We start from the raw sequence: 16,664 nt of genomic DNA on the forward strand, positions 1-16,664 counted from the left end.
GGCGGGTGGATGAGACCTATATTCGGGTCGGCGGCACGTGGTGCTATCTCTACCGGGCTATTACCGTCGGTGGGCAGACCCTGGACTTTTATCTCTCTCCGAAGCGCAATGTCGCGGCGGCCAAGCGTTTCCTGGCCAAGACGCTGCGATCGAATACGACAGCCGGGTCCCCGCGGGTCATCAACACCGACAAGGCACCAGCTCTGGCCAAGGCAATATCCGAGCAGAAGGCGGAGGGAATCTGCCCTCAGACGGTGGAGCACCGGCAGGTGAAATACCTGAACAACGTTATCGAGGGAGATCATGGCCGACTTAAAAGAATCCTGGGGCCGAAGGGAGCGTTCAAAAACCGAATTTCCGCTTACCGGACGTTGAAAGGGATGGAAGCGATGCATTCATTACGGAAAGGCCAGGGCACGATGTTTGACCTCACGGGCACCCGAACCCAGACGCGGTGATCGTCAGCCGGATATTCGAGACAGCTTAAGCACCCCGGAGCAAGGACAACTAATGTCTTGAGGTTGGGCTTTTCGACCCTGGCCCAACTTTGCAACAGCACCCTATTAACTCTTCAACAGATGGTCTAAACCGGAGGAAATTGTAACTGAAGTTGCTTATGAAAAAGATGCATGTGCTGATGAGGCATGTGGGATCTCTTCCATATCTGCGGTGTCGTAAACTGGCCCAGAGGCATGAGGTCAATTCCTTTTGAGTAGTGTATCCCTTAGCAGCTGGCTCAGTACTGAACTGGCCGCTGACGGGATTGGAATGTCTACGCCACAAGAGCTTGGACCTGAGCCCGTTCGGTAGACAGCCGATAACTCAACACACTGCCAACTGGGTTCCCCTCTTATTGTGTCGGGCTATTGACGCGGGGCTGGGGCTGTGGTTAGTCTCAAGCGGTACCTATTGTCGAGGATTGGAAGAACAGTGAAGAACTTCGCGCTTTCCGCATAAGCAGCTGAAGCGTCTTCTCAACCTGTCTCCTTAAGGCCTTCAGCATATCCATCTTTAGCTGAAAGGCCTTTTGTTATGCCACAAATAGGTAATGCCCCCACCACACTGGGAACACAACCCATCATCAACCTGCACAATCTTGGCCTGCACTGGCCGGATGGCACGGTATGCTTCGACTCCCTCAGCGGGGTCTTCTCCCCGAAACTCACCGGACTCATCGGCGATAACGGTTCTGGAAAGACCAGCTTGCTGCGCGTGCTTGCGGGCAAGATTCCGCCCACTAGCGGAAGCTTTAGCGCCCCAGAGACGGTTGCCTACCTACCCCAAGACCTAGGCCTCGATACTGTGCGCACCATCGCGGATGTCTTCGGAGTCGCCCGCCTCATTGACGCTCTTAGCCAGGTTGAAGCCGGCGCCTATTCGGAGGAGCTTTATGAGGTAATCGGGCAGGAATGGGATCTCCCCGACCGGCTCGTGGCCGAACTCGCCCAGTTCGGCTTTCATCCGGCCCAAGAACTCGGCGAAACCAGCCCTCTGGATCTGCTGCGCCGCCCACTAGGCACGCTCTCCGGCGGGGAGAGCGTCATCGTCGCCTTGTGCGCGCTCTTTTCTGCACGCCCCGATTTCGTGTTGCTCGATGAACCCACCAATAACCTCGACGGGGAAGCCAAAAAGCAGCTGATTAAGCAGTTGGAATCCTCGCCAGTACCTATCATCGTGGTCAGCCACGACCGCGAATTACTTGAATGCGTCCAGGAGATTGCGGAGCTACACGCCGGCACCCTGCGCTTCTTCACCGGGCCTTTCTCTGCATATGAGCAAGCCATTAGCCAGGAACAGGAGGCGGCGCAGCGACAGGTGCGCGACGCCGCCAAGCACCGCAAGCAGCAGCTGCGCGAGCGCGCGGCCATGCAGACGCGCTTGGCTCGGGATGAGCGCCGCGGCGCGAAGTTCGCGCGCAATAAACGCAAGCCGGGCATGGCGATGGGCATGGATAAGAACCGCTCGGAGCAAAGCGCGGCCAAGCGTAGCCTCGCCCACAATGCCGCTGTTGAAGAAGCAAAGGCGCGACTCGATTCTGCCCAGCGGCTCATCCGCGACGATTCTACGGTCTTTATCTCCTTGCCGGATACTGCTCTGCCCAACGCCACGACCACCCTGGAGCTGCGTCTCAATCCCGGCTTAGAAACGCCACTGGAGACCGGCGCGCAGTTGCCGGAAACGTTAATCTTGGCCGGCCCGGAGCGCTTGCGCGTGGCTGGTGGAAACGGCGTCGGCAAGTCCACGCTGCTCGAAGCCATCGCCGCCTATCCCCAGCGCGCGTCCCACCACGACGACGCCCCAGTAGCTTGCCCAGTGCCCTATCAACTGGCCTATCACGTGGACTACGTGTTGGGTGATCGCGGCTATATTCCGCAGCGCATCCTCCTCGATGGAACCCGCACGGTCTGGGAGACCATCCGCGCATCCAATCCCGTGGCGGATCCGCAATTCCTGCGGGATCAACTGGCGCAACTGCTCTTCCACAATGACCGCGTCCACACCAGCGTTGCCGATCTCTCCGGTGGCGAACGCTTCCGGCTGGCCTTTGCCATCCAGCTGCTGCAGCCGGTCACCCCGCGCCTGCTCATCTTTGATGAGCCCACCAATAACCTGGACCTGGCCACCATCGAATGGCTTGTTTCGGTGCTCAACGAGTTCCGCGGCGGGCTCATCATCACAAGCCATGACGAGCGCTTCTGCGAGGAGGTGGGTACCACTCGGACCATCACGCTGCCACGCTTTGGACGCGGTGAGCATTTCGAAAAGAGATAAAGGATCGCCGCAGGGTTCCGGAGGGACTTGACCCTGACACTGTGACAGGGTGTTGGGTGATAAGCATGAAAAAGAATAAGGAAGAAACTCTCAGAAATGCTCTGGAATCACCAAACCCCTCCACTAGGCTGCGGGCTGCGCTGGCCGTCGGCAGCGATCCACACCTAGATCTCAGCGAGGTCCTTGTCGCGCGTTATGCCGAAGAGCCTGACTTCTACGTCAGAGAAATGCTGACGTGGGCGCTGATCCAGAGACCCTCTAATGCGCTACTCAACGAGTTAAAAACCCAGCTTCGCAACCCTCTCCCCCAAGCCCGAGCTCAAACGCTGCATATCTTCTCGAAGCTGGCGGGCTTCGCGCCGCTAGAGATCTGGAACCTCATCAGCGAAGATGAGCTCCATAGCCCCGACATAGACGTCGCGATGGCCGCGTGGCGCGCCGCCGTGGCGGTTGCCCCGCAAGACCAGTACCCACAGCTTGTCCGCTCCCTCATTACTCAGCTAGACCGTGCGGAGCCGGCAGCGCACAAAGCGTTGGCCAGGGCATTTCTTAGCCTTGGGCAGGAAGCAACGGCGGCCTTAGAAGAGCTAAGTTCTCCTCTGGCCCGTGCGATGCTTCTGACTATGGATTCGATGGACTCAGGCGATCAGGAGAACATCTCCGTAGCGCAACGAGTACGCAACGCAGGTAGGTTTGTTGAATGAAGATCGGCGAGGTATCCCAGCTGACTAACCTGAGTGTGCGCATGCTTCGGTACTACGACACGATCGGTTTGGTCCCGCCCAGCCAACGCGATTCCAACGGCTATCGAAACTACTCGGAAGCCGACCTCACTCGCTTGAGCCAGGTGGAACTCCTGCGCTCAGTGGGTCTTAGCATTGACCAAGTATCTCGAGTACTCGATGGCGGTGGCAATCTCGCACGACTTCTCGAGGAGGTACAGGTAGAGACCACCGAGCGCATCGCCGCAGACAAACGGCTGATAGACATCCTGCGTCAGGTATCGACGCGGGATACAGTAGATGCCGCAAGCCTCGCACACACTTTCACGATGATTGAGGCTTTGGCGGATGAGCGCTCTCTCCACCGGGTGGCCGCTGCATTTTCCGCACCAAGCCAAGCCGCCGCCTGCCTCTTTCTCAAGGAAGATGATTCGAACACGGCCGGTGTACTGCTCTGGTCCATAGATGACTCCGAGGATTCCTTGCAGGTCGTGGCCGAGGCACTTACCTCCTCCAACGAGGCTATCCGCGAGCGCGCTGCCATCGCCTTGGCTAAGTTTTATAGCCCTCGCGCCGACCAGTGGCTTTCTTTCGCTTCTGCAGACACCAGCTCCCGTGTGCGACAACTCGCCGTATTTGAATTGGGCCGTCGCGGGGCTATCACCGCGATACCTGCTTTGATAGAACACATCGGCCTAGGCTGCCACGACGTCGAGGCAGCAGAAATCCTCGGCAGCTTTTCAGAAGACGCGGGACAGCTTGCGCTGATGTTGATCATCGATCGAATCCACTCAGAGGAAACCACTCCCGAACAGCGCCTGCGATATACCCAAGCCCTCGCTGAGTTAGCCGGAGCTGGACCGATCCTGCAACACCTAGTGCAGGACGCGGATCCCACCGTATCGGCGACGGCTCAGTCGATTCTTCGCACCCAAGGAACCCAGCTGTACTGAAATAGGAATCAGGCGCGGGTAAAGGCGATGCGCGAGCCTTCCCGGGCCGCGCGAATCTGGGCACGCCCGCCGATGGGGAAGGTCAGCTGCGGATTGGTGTGGCCGAAGTCGGCGTTGGCGATGACGGGGATATCCCGCAGCTGCGGAATGGAGGCCACCGTGGCGTCGACTTCCTCGTGGTTGACGTCGCTTTCTACCTGGAAGCGGCCAATGACTAGCGCGGCGATCTCATCCCCGCCCGGCTGCTGCAGTACGGACTCGAGCATGCGCCGAAACTCCCGGATTCCAGCGCTGTGCGTTACTTCGACGAAGAGCACGCGATCGCGAAGCTCGGGGCGATACTCGGTGCCATTGAGCAGGGCGAAGGTGCTCAGGTTCGAGCCCACCGCGATGCCCTCGGCCTCACCCTCTTGGACTATCCACCAGCCGCTAGAAGGCTGAGTCGGGCGATTATCTTGGGCCACGAACCACTGATCATCGGTGAACCAGGTGGAAGGCTCCCAGACAATAGGCTCGGTGCCAAAAGCCGCGTGTTCGAAGGAGCGGCGGGTAATCTCGCTGTGATCGCGCATGCCAAAACTCGACCAGTGCGGGCCAGAGTAAGTAATCAGGTCTGTCTGAGCGAAGATCGCATTTTGTAGCGCGGTGATATCGGAATAGCCGCAAAGGAACTTGGGGTTATCCGCAATGAGATCGAAGTCCAGGTATGGCAGCAGCTCGTTGCTATTGAAGCCGCCCATAACGCTCATGATTCCGTCGACGGAAGGATCCGCAAATGCCTCATGCAGATCGGAGACCCGGGAGCGAATCGGCGAGGTGGAGAACTCATCCGACTCCCGGACGTGGGCGCCGAAGGTTACCTCGAGTCCGAGGTTCTCCAGGCGCGTCGTGGCCAAGTGGCTCAAGTAATGCCCCAGCTTCCTGTGCTCGACAAAGGAGAGCGATACGGACGGGGCCACCACCCGTATGCGCGATCCCGGTGTCAAAGGTGCGGGAGAAATGGTCATCGTTGTATCTTAAACCACAGTATTTTGGACCACGGAGCCAACCCTCCCCGCCGTCGCGCCCGTGCCCACCACGCGGAGGGCCTTGTAGAAGGAGCCAACATGACCGCCTCGCCCGTGCGTATCCTTCCCTTGAACCGCGCGGAGATGACCGGCCCGCAGCTGCGCCACCTGTTGTGGCTGGCCACCGAGTACGATGCCGAGCGCCTCGATTCCTGCCTGCGCGAGGATCTGCCTTCCCTCGGACTCATTGCCGCCGAGAGCGACGGGGAGCTGGAGGGATTCGCCGCCTACGACAACCGCGGCGACCAAGCGGTGGTGGAATACATCGCCGTCGCCGAGTCCGCACAGGGGCGCGGCCTCGGGACTGAACTTATCCGCCACATTCGGCGGGAAACGGGCCGCGAGCTGTACCTGGAAACCGATGATGATGCCGTGGGTTTCTACCGCGCCCTAGGCTTTAACATCGCCGCCGCGCCTGACGACGTTCGCTGGGCCGGGCGCCGCCGCTACTCCTGCAGGTTGGCTTAAGTCCTGCTTGCTTGAGGCCTTCTTGCTTGAGATTCCTCGCGCTATCTATAGCGTGGGCAGGTACTCGCCGCTGACGGTCAGCTCAATTGGGTCGATGCCCAGACCGTCGAGATCGCCGCTCAAGGTGACCTGGAAGTCTGCGGTGCGGTCACGCTGATCGGTGACGTCGAGGCTCACCTTGTCGAAGCGGTAGTGGTCACCGTAAATCACCACAGCTTCGGCGGGTTCACCAAAGGCCGGGCTTTCCAAGTGGTGGCCCTTGAACTCCCGCCAGTCGGTGGCCGTGCTGGGAACGGTCTCCGCGCGGATAGTCAGCTCCTCGCTGAACTCCTCGTCCTCGTCATCATCCCCATAGTCTTCCTCATCCGATTCTGGGGCGAAGTCCGCATCATCGGCGGCAACCTCCACGGGCTCGCAATCGATCTCAATGGTTAGCCAAGAAGAAAAGCCGGTCTCGTCGACTTCCTCCACCGTATCCAGCGACCACTGCGCCTTGGAGGGGCGAATCTCATCTGCCACCAACTGCTGCTTTACAGCCCCATCATCATCTAATGCATCGGCGGAATCGAATACGTCCTCGTATTCCTTTTCGTATTCCTGACCGCCATATTCTTTATCGCTGCTCATGATTGCGAACTCCTTTGATTACTTGCGGTTAGAACTAAGCTCTCTAATTCCCGATGGTAGACACGTTCGCGGTTTTGTGATCAGGAGCGAGACTAAAGCGCTCAGCGGCGCTCACTCACCCGTGGCCTCCGGGTCTTGGAATACAAAGGTGTCGAGGAACGTGGCGGCACGTTGCGTGCTGGGATGGCTGAAGAACTGTTCGGGATCTCCCGATTCCGCTATTTCCCCGGCATCCATGAAAACCACCCGGTCTGCGATGGCGCGGGCAAAGCCCATCTCGTGGGTGACAATCAGCATGGTCATCCCTTCCTTCGCCAGCTCGAGGACGACGTCGAGGACCTCCCGCACCATTTCTGGATCGAGGGAGGCGGTGATTTCGTCGAGAAGCAGCACCTCAGGATTCATCATGAGCGCGCGCACGATGGCGATGCGCTGTTTTTGTCCACCCGAGAGCTGGTGAGGCTTGGAATCCGCACGGTCGAGTAAGCCAACCCGCGATAAGAGCTTTATGGCCTGCTCCCGCGCCTGCTTCTTGTCGCGGTGGGAGACCACCGTTGGGCCGAGCAGCAAGTTATCCATGACGTTGAGGTGCGGAAAGAGCTCATAGGACTGGAAGACCATGCCGATCTTCTGCCGAACCTTCTGCCACTGAGTTCCCCGGGCGTTAAGCTTTTCTCCGTGGAACTTTATCGATCCTCCCTGCACCTCCTCGAGCCCGTTGATAGTGCGCAAGAGGGTGGACTTTCCGCATCCAGAGGGACCAATCACTGCAATGACCTCGCTGCGCCGAACCTCTAGGGAGACTCCACCGAGGGCCTTGACGCCGTTGCCATAGATCTTTTCTACGGAATCGAGCTCCAGAATTGACTCGCTCATGCTAACTTCCATTTCTTTTCAAGTCTCCTCGAGAACCAGGAGATGGGGAAACACAGGGCAAAGTACAAGAAGAAAACCATCCCGTAGACCCACAGGGCGGCATCCGGGTACTCAAAGCGATTGGCATCGATGATGCTTTGGCCTACCTTGAGTACCTCTATAACCCCGATGAGGACCACTAAGGAGGTGGTCTTGATCATGCGCGTGCTGAGGTTAACCACGTTAGGAACCAGCGAACGCACTGCCTGGGGAACGATGACCCGTGTCGCCACCTGCGTCTTGTTCATGCCCAGCGCTAGCGCTGACTGATACTGATGGACCGGTACGGACTGCAGGGCTCCACGGGTGAGATCTCCCATCTCGGCGGTACCCCAGGCCGTGAATACGATCACCGCCGCCGTCTCGCCGGAGATATCCACGCCGAAAATCGTGGCGGAATCGAAGAACACCACAAACAGGAGAACCAGCGGTGGCATCACCCGGATGAAGTCGAGATAGACCCTAGTCACAAACCGCACGAAGATATTCTTGCTGGTCATGATGAGCCCCAAGACGAGGCCGAGGGCAATGGAGAAGATCATGGAGACCAGCGCGATTCGCAGGCTAACCCACAGGCCAGCGAGTAGGCGCAAAAAGTTGCTCCCTTGAAAGAGAACCTCGTACCCGGGCTCGCCGGCGGCCAGAAGCAGCTGGCTACTGTCCAAGAGTTGCATAGCGCACCTTCTTCTCCGCCACGGCCGCCAGCAAAGAGATTGGCAGCAAGATAATCAGATAGAAAAGGACGAGCGCCGTCAGCGCCTCCGTGGTGGTGTAATCATTTCCTATCTGTTCCTTAGCCACATAGACCAGATCGGGCAGGGCCAGGATGGAAAACACCGACGTCTCTTTGATCAAGAAGATCACGTTCGCCGTTAGCGCTGGCAAGGCATAGGAAAGGGCCTGCGGCAAAAGCACCTTGCGGAGGGATTGGGTACGGCTAAAGCCCAAGGCCAGGGCGGATTGCTCCTGAATGGGCGCGATCTGCTCAAATCCCGAACGCAGTGCCTCTGCCACGTAGGAGCCTCCGAGAAAAGCTAGCCCCACATAGGCACAGGTTTCCGCGCTCCAGGTCAAGCCCAGCTTCGGCAGCCCAAAATACAGAAAGAAGAGCTGAACAAGAAGCGGGGTATTGCGGGAGAGCTCAATGTAGGCCGCAACCACCTGTCTCAACACCGGAATGCGGAAAATCTGAATGACCGCCGATACCAAGCCAACCACAAACGCCAGAATGATACCGACTATCGCGATACGCAAGGTCGCCAACGCCGCCTCCGCATAAGTAGGCAGCGAGGCCACAATCACCGCAAAGTCCATGCCACTCCTCGCAAAAGCAAGACTCGGGACACCCGAGTCTTGCGGCTAATACTTTTCATCATCACGATGCACCACTAGGCGCTCGCTAGGAGAGCTTTCCGCCCTCAACCACCAACTCATCTGCCGAGATGTTGTCGCCGTAGACGGGCCGCAGGGTCTCATCGAAGTCCTTGTGGAAGAACTGCTCGCCCGCCAGATCCGTCAGCTGCTGGTTGAGCCAGTCACGCAACTGGGTGTTGCCCTTGGCCACGGCCGCGGCGATGGTGTCCTCATCTCCCAGGGAGGCAATCCCCGTGGTGAAGCCCTTTTGGGCACCAGTCCAAGCTAGGGCCTCTGTGTTGTCGGTGACCCAGCCATCCGCACGGCCATCAAGTAGGGAGTTCGTCACTTCGGTGTATTGCTCGAACTTCTGCACATCAGCATCCGGGTAGTTCGCCGCGAGGTAGGAATCCGCAGTGGTTCCCTTCACGATAACCAGCTTGGAGTCCTTGAGCTGTTCCGGTTTGGTAATAGGGGCATCCTCGGGCGAAGCTACTCCGAGGGATACCTTCATATAGGGGTTGGCAAAGTCCACCTTTTCTTGACGCTCCGGGGTCACCGTGAAGTTAGCCAGAATGATATCGACTTTGCCGGATTCGAGGAACTCGACTCGGGACGCGGCCTCTACAGGGACATACTCGACGTCGACCCCAAGGTCTTTGCCAATGCGATCGCCGTAGACAATGTCATATCCCGCATAGTTGCCGCTCTGATCAATGGATCCGAAGGGCGCCTTATCAGCAAAGACGCCGATGCGTACGCTGCCGGACTCTTTAATCTCATCCACGGTGCGGCCAACCTGTGAGGCATCTGCCGCGGGCGACTCACTCGCAGTTTCCGAGGAACCGGAAGAACACGCGGCCAGGGTCAGCGATAGTGCCGCCACGATGCCCGCGACGACGCCGAGGCGCTTCCTGTTTCCTTCAGCCCCGGTGCGGGCTTTCCTGCTTCCAATACCCAAAACGTTCATGTGCGTACTCCAAGTTGATTCGAGGGAAAACTTCAGTGTGTATATGCGGCACTGCACCTGCGAGAGGTCTCCCCGCGTTTCCCTCACCAATGTTGAGAGGAACGAGAACAAGCGTTATGTACCGATTACTCTGCTAGCAATAGACTACTAAGTCTATAAAACGTCAACCCTTTCTAATTATTTTTCAACGCCAACTTCGCGCAGCCCCTTGATAGATGGGTTTTCTCAGAACTACTCGCCACCGATCTTTGGACACCACGTTCGTGGAGCGTTGGCAATTCTGCCGTAATACACTGATGTTCTATGCACATCACCACCCGCCAATACCGCGACGGATCAGTGGAGGACTCGAATTTCCCGCTGGCTGATCTCTCCGAGCGCCTCAAAGATGACACCGTCACCATTTGGGTCGATCTCGATGATGTGGACTCGGTAATACTCGATGAGATCGCCGAGGAACTCCACCTCCACACTCTCGCCGTGGAGGATGTGCTCAGCTTTAAGGAGCGCGCAAAAATGGTGCGCTACCCTACCCATCTCTTCCTCACCCTCTACGCCGTCCTTGCCCCAGAGACTGACACGAGTCATATGGAACGCCGCGAGATCTCTGTATTCGTCACCCATAACGCGGTAGTCACGGTCCGGCGGGGTGGCTCCTTCGACATTGACCGCGCCCGGACATCTTGGGAGGCACAGTCATCGTTGCTCGCTGAGGGCGTAGTCAGCATCCTCTGGGCGATCATCGATCTCACCGTCGACAGCCACTTCGACGCCATTCAGACGCTCGATGAACGTTTGTCTGAGCTCGAAGAGGAGCTTTTCGACGACACCCACGCCGACGACAGCATTCGCCACAACGCATACCGCCTTCATAAGCACGTGCTCACCCTCCACCGGCTGGCCCTACCTACCCGGGAGATCGTCACAGCGATCCTCAACCGCTCGCAGCCGCCGCTGCCGGCGGTGATTATCCCCTATTTCCAAGACGTCTACGACCACACCTTGCGGGTCACGGACTGGTCGGACACCCTGCGTGACCTAGTGAGCACGGTGATTGACACGAACTTGTCAATACAGTCCAACAACATGAACCTAGTGATGAAGAAGCTCTCCGGCTGGGCGGCTATCATCGCCGTCCCAACTCTGATCACCGGCTACTTCGGGATGAATGTCCCCTTCCCCACCGCCGGGGAACCGATCGGCGCATTAATCTCAGCCGCACTCGTGAGTGTGACCTCGGTATTTCTCTACATCATGTTCAAGCGAAATAACTGGTTGTAGGGATGTAGAGTGCCGGCCCGCCGAAGGCGGATAGACAGGAGGAAACTTTCTGGCATCTCACGTTAGTTCTACCCTGGCCTGCGGAGTAGGATCGCTGTCAGTGCCGCTTAAAGGCGACGTCAATGCGAGCGCCCCATCTACCCCGTGGACGCCACGGATGCCACCATTGCTTTTTCAGCGCTTGCCGCAGCCACCACCCCTAGGCCCTCGCAGCGCCCGCGTTCGGAGAACTCCGTCATGCACGCAATCTGTGCGTGGGCATCCGCCACTTTTACTGCACTTAAATGAGCGCTGCTTTCCTCGCTTCTTCGATTCTCGGAATCGAGGAGCTAAAGCTTTACGCAAGGATAGATTTCAATGAAGACGATCGCGAACTTCGGTGGGTGGATGACCAAGTGGTTTACCTGCATCGTTGTTGCTTGGGCCGTAATAAACTACTTCCTGCCTGAGCTAAGCCTCTGGGCCAAGAGCTACACCAACTACCTACTGAGCATTGTGCTCTTTGGCATGGGCCTGACCCTAGACATTAATGATTTCAAGCGCATCATCAAGATGCCGCTGATGATCATCGTGGGAACCATTGCACACTACGTGATTATGCCGCTGCTAGCGGTGTTCCTGTGCTGGGTATTCCATCTTGACGGCATGCTCGCGGTCGGCGTCATTCTGGTGGGCTGCTGCCCTTCCGGAACCTCATCAAATGTGATGTCATTCCTTTCCCGAGGAGACGTAGCTTTAGATGTTTCCATCGGGCTCTTGTCGACGTTGTGTGCGCCCTTCGCCATCCCCATCTTGATGGAGACTTTGGCGAGCCAATACGTTGAAATCCCCACGCAGAAGATCTTCCTGACTGCTTTCCAGATCGTGGTCATCCCCGTCATCGCGGGTGTTACGGTCCACACGCTCTTTGCCAAGCAGGTCCGAATGGTCACCCCGGCGCTGCCCGCGGTGTCACAGCTGTCGATCCTGCTCATCATCGGCGTTGTTGTCGCGGCCAATAATGCCAAGCTCATCAGCAAGGAAACCGCGCTGCTTATCCCCGTGGTCATACTGCATAACCTGCTGGGTTACCTGCTGGGCTATATCTTTAGCCGCCTGATGCACCTGGTTTATCCGCAAGGCTTCCGCTACGCACAACAAAAGGCCATCACGTTTGAGGTGGGAATGCAGGACTCGGCACTGGGTGCCACGCTGGCACTCAAAGCTTTCGCAGCCTTCCCCATCGTGGCCATTCCCTCAACCTTCTTTAGCGTCTGGCACAACATCTCCGGCTCGGTGCTCTCCGCCTGGTGGCGCCGCCACGATGACCGCCTCGGCATCGACCCGAACTCGCTGACCGGAAAGGCGCCAGAAAAGAGCGCGGAGGTATCTACAGCGCGTTGACCCCGCCGGGCAGGCTGGTCAGGCTGAGCCCGGCGGATGTGGCTAGATCCGTGTATTCCTCCACGAATGCGGCGCTGCGTTTACCGGAGGCGCAATAGACCAAAACCTGGGCGCCGTGGGGGAATCCAGCAAAACAGGAGCGCACGCGCTCGCGCGAGTCGATGTCACTCAACGGCAGCTTCACCGAGTGCGCGCCCGCAGGAAGATCCGCCAGCAGGTGCTCGTGGGGCTCGCGGATGTCGAGGGCGAGGACGTCGCCGCCGCGCACGGCTTCGACAAGCACGCGAGCATTGAGCCCTGCGGGCGCAGCGCACGCCTGCCCGCCATAGTCCGGCTCGAGGCGGGTGCGAAGCTGGCGCTGCGGGTCCGCACCGATGTGGAATACGCGGCTGCGCGGAGGGAAGGCATCATAACTGAGCAGGTAGCCCGGCGCGATCCCTCCCGTACTGTTCACCCCGTCAATGCCGGCCAGCAGCCCGATGGCCTGCGTCGCCATAAGCGCGCCCATCGTGGCGGTGGTGGCGCCGAGTACGCCGGCTTCGGCGCAATCGGGCACCGAATCCGCATCCGGCTGCACGGGGAAAAGATCGCGCAAACCCACCCCGCGAAAGTGTGGCCCGGAACGGAAATAGGCCACATCGCCGTGGTATTGCAGGACCGTGGCCCAAATGAGGGGAACGCCGGTTATCTCCGCGGCGTCGGCTGCCAGGTACTTGGTGGAGAAGGAATCCGAGCCATCGAGCACCATATCCGCCGAGCTAAAGAGCTCGAGGGCGTTATCCACCGTCAGGCGTTGCGCCACCGCGCGGACATTAATGCCCGGCTGGAGTTGCTTGAGACGGCGGGCGGCGACCTCAACCTTGAGCTGTCCCACATCATCCGCGCCGAAGAGGATCTGGCGGTGGATATTGGTGATGTCCACGGTGTCATCATCGATGACTGTGATGGTGCCGATGCCCGCCGCGGCCAAAGACTGCAGGGCCGGGCAGCCCAGCCCGCCCGCGCCGATGACGAGGAGGTGGGAATCGTGCAGCTTTTCCTGCTGGTGGATGCCGAAGCCCGGCAGGGAGAGGTGGCGGGCGGTGCGGCGCAGCTCGCAATCCGTGAGAGACATCTAGAGCACCTGCTCCGACCACGATGCTAGGCCCTCGAAGGAAGAGGAAGCCACGGCATGCTCCCGCTTGGGGATGCGCCCAGCGCCTGCCGCTAGGCGCCCGGCCTCGACGGCGTGGTAGAAGGCCGTGGCCATCGCCACCGGATCCTGGGCGCGGTTGATCGCCGAGGCCAGCAGCACGCCATCGCAACCCAGCTCCATGGCCAGCGCGGCATCCGAGGCTGTGCCCACACCCGCATCGAGCAGGATAGGAACGCTTGCCCGCGAGCAGATGAGTTCGATGTTGTGCGGGTTGAGAATGCCCAGCCCGGTGCCTATCGGAGAACCCAGCGGCATGACTGCGGCCACGCCGACATCCTCGAGGCGGGAAGCCACAACCGGGTCATCGGAGGTATAGGCCAGAACCTCGAAGCCTTCGTTGACCAGGAGCTCGCAGGCATCGATAAGCTCGGTGGTATCGGGCAGCAACGTGTGCTCGTCGGCGATGACCTCGGCCTTGACCCAGTTCGTGCCCAGGGCCTCGCGCGCCAACTGCGCGGTGAGCACGGCGTCCCGGGCCGTGCGGCACCCTGCGGTATTGGGGAGGATCTCAATATTCAACCGCCGCAGCAGCTGGAAGATATTCTCCCCCGCCCCGGACTCGGCGCGATGCCGGCGCATGGCCACGGTGGTCAGCTGGGTCTTGCTCGCCAGCAGCGCCTCCTCCAGGATCGATTGCGACGTGGCGCCACCGGTGCCCATGACGAGGTGGGAATCAAAGCTCTTTCCCGCAATGTTTAACATGCCTAGCCTCCTTGAACGGCCGTAAGGATATCGACAACGTGGCCCTCAGATAGTTGCGTCCCCCACTGGGAACGCGGCAGCACGCGGCCGTCGATAGCCACGGCCACTCCCACGGGGTCTCCAATGTGGGAGGCCACCAGCTGGTCGACGGTTTGCGGCGTGGATTGGGTGGGCTCGCCGTTTAAAGTGAAGTGAATCATGGAGCTTCCTTAAGCTGTAGATGGAGTGCTGTGCGCGGTGGCCGGGGCATGCCGGAAGGGGTCGCAGGCTTCTAGCCCCTGCGCGAGTTCACGGCCGGCGACAAGATCGACCGCCGTGCGTGCGCCCAAGGCCGAGAGCAAGATCCCGTGCCGGAAGTAGCCGGTGGACACGACCAGGTTGGAGCCGGCCCAGCCCAGGTAGGGAAGATCATCGGGCGTGCCGGGGCGTGCGCCACAGGTAGCCTCGACGAACTCGGTCTCCTCGAGGCCGGGCACCAAGCGGATCGCATCACGCAACAAGTCATGGATTCCGCCGGTACTGGAATGCGGCTGGTCCTCGCGCGAGGTGGCGCCGATGGTCACGGTGCCATCGTTGCGCGGAATGATGTACACGGGGCGGTTCTCCACAAAGCCCCGCACGACCTTGCTCACCAGGGAATCCATCCCCGCGGGCATGCGCACCCACACCATATCGCCATAGACCGGGCGCAGCTGCAAGGGGTTGGCACCGGCATACCAGCCGGGAATCTTCGCCGCTCCCAGGCCAGCAGCAAGCACAACAATGCTGCCTGCGGTATCAAGGCTTCCGGAGCTTAAAGTCACTTGCGTGCACGGCGATGCCCCCTCCAGGGCCACCACGGTGTCCTGGATGATTCTTGCACCCCGGGCGCGCACGGCGTCAAGCACTGCCCGCGCGTAGAGCCGCGGCTGCAGCTGATGATCCCCGGGGATGCCGATGGCCTTGGCGATCCGCGGTGACAGCGCCGGCTCCAAGGCCCGGGCCTGCCGGGTGCTTAAAACATCGACGGGCAGATCCTCACGCTCCAGATAATCCACCAGGTCCGCAATGTGGCGGGCATCGGCGCGGTCGGCTCCGACCACCAAAGTGCCCTCCGTGCGATAACCCGTCGGGAGATCCGTGTACCGGCTCACCCGGGCGATGAGGTCGGGATAGATCCGCGCGGACTCCTTCATCAAGGGCACCAGCTCCGGCTGACGGAACTGCACCTCCGCTATCGGCGCGAGCATGCCGCCGGCGTGATGAGTCGCCCCCGAAATTGGTTCCGGATCAATAAGGGTGACCTCGTGCCCGGCGTCCTGAAATTCAAAACAGGTGGACAGGCCCACTATCCCGCCACCGATGACCACTACAGGCTTCTTCATCGTCTACATCCCGCCTTCAAAATCTGCGAGGACCCGCGCCGCCAGCTCGCCCGGATCCGGGCTGTCCATAAAGGCACGCACCATGGCCACCCCGGCGATGCCGGTGCCCGCCAGCTTGGCGACGTCCCCCGGCTGCACATCCCCAATCGCCACCACCGGCACTCGCGAGAGCGCCGCCAGGCCCGGGTAGCCGGCCACGCCGATAGGCGGGCGGCCCGAATCCTTGGTGGGTGTGGGACGGAAAGGCCCTGCGCCCACGTAATCAATGACCTCGGCGAAGCGGTTGGCCTTTTCGATGAGCTCCGCAGTTCCGGTGGTCAGGCCGATGATGGCATCCGGGCCCAGCAGCTCCCTGGCCGCGGTGACCGGAATATCGGACTGGCCCACGTGGACGCCGTGCACCGGAAGGCCGCGGCGCATGAGGATGGCGGCGACGTCCACGCGGTCGTCAACAAGCACTTTCGTAGCCGGGTTGGCCGCGGCGACGGCCACTGCGACCTGCTCCACCAGCTCAAGGAGCCGGCCAGCCGCAATGGGCTTGGACCTGACCTGGATGACGCCCGCGCCACCTGCGGCTGCGCGCTCGGCCACGCGCACCACCTTAGCGGCAGGCTGGCTGCCCGTGACGACATAGCAACGCAGATCCAGGCCTGCGCGATCTACAGTTTGATCTACAGATTTCGGAGACACAGTGACGTGGTCCTCGCTTCCTTCGCTGGTGTTAACCAGACAGGTTCGGACGGTCCAACGCAGCGACAGCGCATAATCTCAGCCCGATGCTTCGGGCACCCGCGGGGTGATAAAAACAGTCAAGCGCTCTGGCCGTGCTTTGTCAACAAGAAAGGCCTGGGCGCGTTCGGGGCCACTGTTGGGCTAAGGAGCAGGAAGTGTG

At 59.9% G+C, this 16,664-nt stretch carries 17 protein-coding genes, 1 pseudogene and 1 riboswitch; of the genes and pseudogenes, 7 read left to right on the forward strand and 11 right to left on the reverse strand.

Annotated features, from left to right (window positions below; all coding sequences use genetic code 11):
• The 4 genes and pseudogenes from B2696_RS02875 to B2696_RS02890 form a co-directional block, all read left to right on the forward strand.
• Positions 1–487, forward strand: a pseudogene (locus tag B2696_RS02875) (IS6 family transposase); the annotation flags it as partial.
• 545 nt (positions 488–1,032) lie between these two features.
• Positions 1,033–2,772 (forward strand): ATP-binding cassette domain-containing protein, encoded by a 1,740-nt coding sequence (locus B2696_RS02880; RefSeq protein WP_286953812.1) that lies wholly within the window; start codon positions 1,033–1,035, stop codon positions 2,770–2,772.
• 65 nt (positions 2,773–2,837) lie between these two features.
• On the forward strand, positions 2,838–3,476 hold the full coding sequence (locus tag B2696_RS02885) for a HEAT repeat domain-containing protein (RefSeq protein ID WP_286953813.1): 639 nt from the start codon (positions 2,838–2,840) through the stop codon (positions 3,474–3,476).
• On the forward strand, positions 3,473–4,447 hold the full coding sequence (locus tag B2696_RS02890) for a MerR family transcriptional regulator (protein WP_276623711.1): 975 nt from the start codon (positions 3,473–3,475) through the stop codon (positions 4,445–4,447). Before B2696_RS02885 ends, B2696_RS02890 begins: the two co-directional genes overlap by 4 nt.
• An 8-nt stretch (positions 4,448–4,455) precedes the next feature.
• On the opposite strand, the gene B2696_RS02895 is transcribed toward B2696_RS02890, so the two are convergent.
• Positions 4,456–5,454, reverse strand: coding sequence for a S66 family peptidase (locus B2696_RS02895; protein ID WP_075728815.1), 999 nt, complete (start codon positions 5,452–5,454; stop codon positions 4,456–4,458).
• A 99-nt stretch (positions 5,455–5,553) separates the two neighbouring features.
• On the opposite strand from B2696_RS02895, the gene B2696_RS02900 reads away from it, so the two are divergent.
• Positions 5,554–5,982 (forward strand): GNAT family N-acetyltransferase, encoded by a 429-nt coding sequence (locus B2696_RS02900; RefSeq protein WP_170216866.1) that lies wholly within the window; start codon positions 5,554–5,556, stop codon positions 5,980–5,982.
• 45 nt (positions 5,983–6,027) lie between these two features.
• On the opposite strand, the gene B2696_RS02905 is transcribed toward B2696_RS02900, so the two are convergent.
• The 5 genes from B2696_RS02905 to B2696_RS02925 all read right to left on the reverse strand — a co-directional run bounded on the left by B2696_RS02905 (position 6,028) and on the right by B2696_RS02925 (position 9,847).
• Positions 6,028–6,609 carry a hypothetical protein gene (locus B2696_RS02905; RefSeq protein WP_075728814.1) on the reverse strand — a complete coding sequence of 194 codons (582 nt, stop codon included), beginning with the start codon at positions 6,607–6,609 and terminating at the stop codon, positions 6,028–6,030.
• A 111-nt stretch (positions 6,610–6,720) separates the two neighbouring features.
• Positions 6,721–7,485 (reverse strand): amino acid ABC transporter ATP-binding protein, encoded by a 765-nt coding sequence (locus B2696_RS02910; protein ID WP_141256071.1) that lies wholly within the window; start codon positions 7,483–7,485, stop codon positions 6,721–6,723.
• The gene (locus B2696_RS02915; RefSeq protein WP_075730921.1) at positions 7,482–8,198 is read right to left on the reverse strand and encodes an amino acid ABC transporter permease; all 717 of its coding nucleotides are present in this window, start codon (positions 8,196–8,198) and stop codon (positions 7,482–7,484) included. Before B2696_RS02915 ends, B2696_RS02910 begins: the two co-directional genes overlap by 4 nt.
• Entirely contained in the window at positions 8,179–8,838 is a 660-nt protein-coding gene (locus tag B2696_RS02920; protein ID WP_286953814.1) for an amino acid ABC transporter permease, read from the reverse strand. The genes B2696_RS02915 and B2696_RS02920 overlap by 20 nt, the downstream gene beginning before the upstream one ends.
• An 85-nt stretch (positions 8,839–8,923) precedes the next feature.
• Complete coding sequence (locus B2696_RS02925; RefSeq protein WP_286953815.1) at positions 8,924–9,847, reverse strand: transporter substrate-binding domain-containing protein; 924 nt, start codon at positions 9,845–9,847, stop codon at positions 8,924–8,926.
• Between the two features lie 303 nt (positions 9,848–10,150).
• On the opposite strand from B2696_RS02925, the gene B2696_RS02930 reads away from it, so the two are divergent.
• Together B2696_RS02930 and B2696_RS02935 are read left to right on the forward strand one after the other, a co-directional pair.
• Positions 10,151–11,128: a magnesium transporter CorA family protein gene (locus B2696_RS02930; protein ID WP_286953816.1), complete on the forward strand. Its 978-nt coding sequence runs from the start codon at positions 10,151–10,153 to the stop codon at positions 11,126–11,128.
• Between the two features lie 357 nt (positions 11,129–11,485).
• A complete protein-coding gene (locus tag B2696_RS02935) occupies positions 11,486–12,511 on the forward strand; it encodes a bile acid:sodium symporter family protein (RefSeq protein WP_286953817.1) in 1,026 nt (341 codons plus the stop codon).
• Here B2696_RS02935 and B2696_RS02940 read toward each other — a convergent pair.
• From B2696_RS02940 to B2696_RS02960, 5 genes are all read right to left on the reverse strand, one after another.
• Positions 12,498–13,625 (reverse strand): ThiF family adenylyltransferase, encoded by a 1,128-nt coding sequence (locus tag B2696_RS02940; RefSeq protein ID WP_286953819.1) that lies wholly within the window; start codon positions 13,623–13,625, stop codon positions 12,498–12,500. The two genes, B2696_RS02935 and B2696_RS02940, sit on opposite strands and share 14 nt — an antisense overlap.
• Positions 13,626–14,408: a thiazole synthase gene (locus B2696_RS02945; protein WP_075728808.1), complete on the reverse strand. Its 783-nt coding sequence runs from the start codon at positions 14,406–14,408 to the stop codon at positions 13,626–13,628.
• Between the two features lie 2 nt (positions 14,409–14,410).
• Positions 14,411–14,608 (reverse strand): sulfur carrier protein ThiS, encoded by a 198-nt coding sequence (gene thiS, locus B2696_RS02950; RefSeq protein ID WP_075728807.1) that lies wholly within the window; start codon positions 14,606–14,608, stop codon positions 14,411–14,413.
• A 9-nt stretch (positions 14,609–14,617) separates the two neighbouring features.
• Entirely contained in the window at positions 14,618–15,772 is a 1,155-nt protein-coding gene (gene thiO / locus B2696_RS02955; protein ID WP_286953820.1) for a glycine oxidase ThiO, read from the reverse strand.
• Between the two features lie 3 nt (positions 15,773–15,775).
• On the reverse strand, positions 15,776–16,462 hold the full coding sequence (locus B2696_RS02960; protein ID WP_276623719.1) for a thiamine phosphate synthase: 687 nt from the start codon (positions 16,460–16,462) through the stop codon (positions 15,776–15,778).
• Positions 16,461–16,575: riboswitch (TPP riboswitch) on the reverse strand. (Overlaps the previous gene by 2 nt.)
• Between the last annotated feature and the right edge of the window lie 89 nt (positions 16,576–16,664).

The sequence above is a fragment of the Corynebacterium sp. UBA4397 genome (assembly GCF_002390965.1).
GTDB classification, from domain to species: Bacteria; Actinomycetota; Actinomycetes; order Mycobacteriales; family Mycobacteriaceae; genus Corynebacterium; species Corynebacterium flavescens.

Coding starts and splice junctions, on each gene's coding strand:
- B2696_RS02885 (WP_286953813.1), top strand. CDS start 2,838: ATGAAAAAGAATAAGGAAGAAACTCTCAGAAATGCTCTGGAATCACCA.
- B2696_RS02915 (WP_075730921.1), bottom strand. CDS start 8,198: ATGCAACTCTTGGACAGTAGCCAGCTGCTTCTGGCCGCCGGCGAGCCC.
- B2696_RS02920 (WP_286953814.1), bottom strand. CDS start 8,838: ATGGACTTTGCGGTGATTGTGGCCTCGCTGCCTACTTATGCGGAGGCG.
- B2696_RS02945 (WP_075728808.1), bottom strand. CDS start 14,408: ATGTTAAACATTGCGGGAAAGAGCTTTGATTCCCACCTCGTCATGGGC.
- B2696_RS02895 (WP_075728815.1), bottom strand. CDS start 5,454: ATGACCATTTCTCCCGCACCTTTGACACCGGGATCGCGCATACGGGTG.
- B2696_RS02930 (WP_286953816.1), top strand. CDS start 10,151: ATGCACATCACCACCCGCCAATACCGCGACGGATCAGTGGAGGACTCG.
- thiO (WP_286953820.1), bottom strand. CDS start 15,772: ATGAAGAAGCCTGTAGTGGTCATCGGTGGCGGGATAGTGGGCCTGTCC.
- B2696_RS02910 (WP_141256071.1), bottom strand. CDS start 7,485: ATGAGCGAGTCAATTCTGGAGCTCGATTCCGTAGAAAAGATCTATGGC.
- B2696_RS02890 (WP_276623711.1), top strand. CDS start 3,473: ATGAAGATCGGCGAGGTATCCCAGCTGACTAACCTGAGTGTGCGCATG.
- B2696_RS02900 (WP_170216866.1), top strand. CDS start 5,554: ATGACCGCCTCGCCCGTGCGTATCCTTCCCTTGAACCGCGCGGAGATG.
- B2696_RS02880 (WP_286953812.1), top strand. CDS start 1,033: ATGCCACAAATAGGTAATGCCCCCACCACACTGGGAACACAACCCATC.
- B2696_RS02935 (WP_286953817.1), top strand. CDS start 11,486: ATGAAGACGATCGCGAACTTCGGTGGGTGGATGACCAAGTGGTTTACC.
- B2696_RS02905 (WP_075728814.1), bottom strand. CDS start 6,609: ATGAGCAGCGATAAAGAATATGGCGGTCAGGAATACGAAAAGGAATAC.
- B2696_RS02925 (WP_286953815.1), bottom strand. CDS start 9,847: ATGAACGTTTTGGGTATTGGAAGCAGGAAAGCCCGCACCGGGGCTGAA.
- thiS (WP_075728807.1), bottom strand. CDS start 14,608: ATGATTCACTTCACTTTAAACGGCGAGCCCACCCAATCCACGCCGCAA.
- B2696_RS02940 (WP_286953819.1), bottom strand. CDS start 13,625: ATGTCTCTCACGGATTGCGAGCTGCGCCGCACCGCCCGCCACCTCTCC.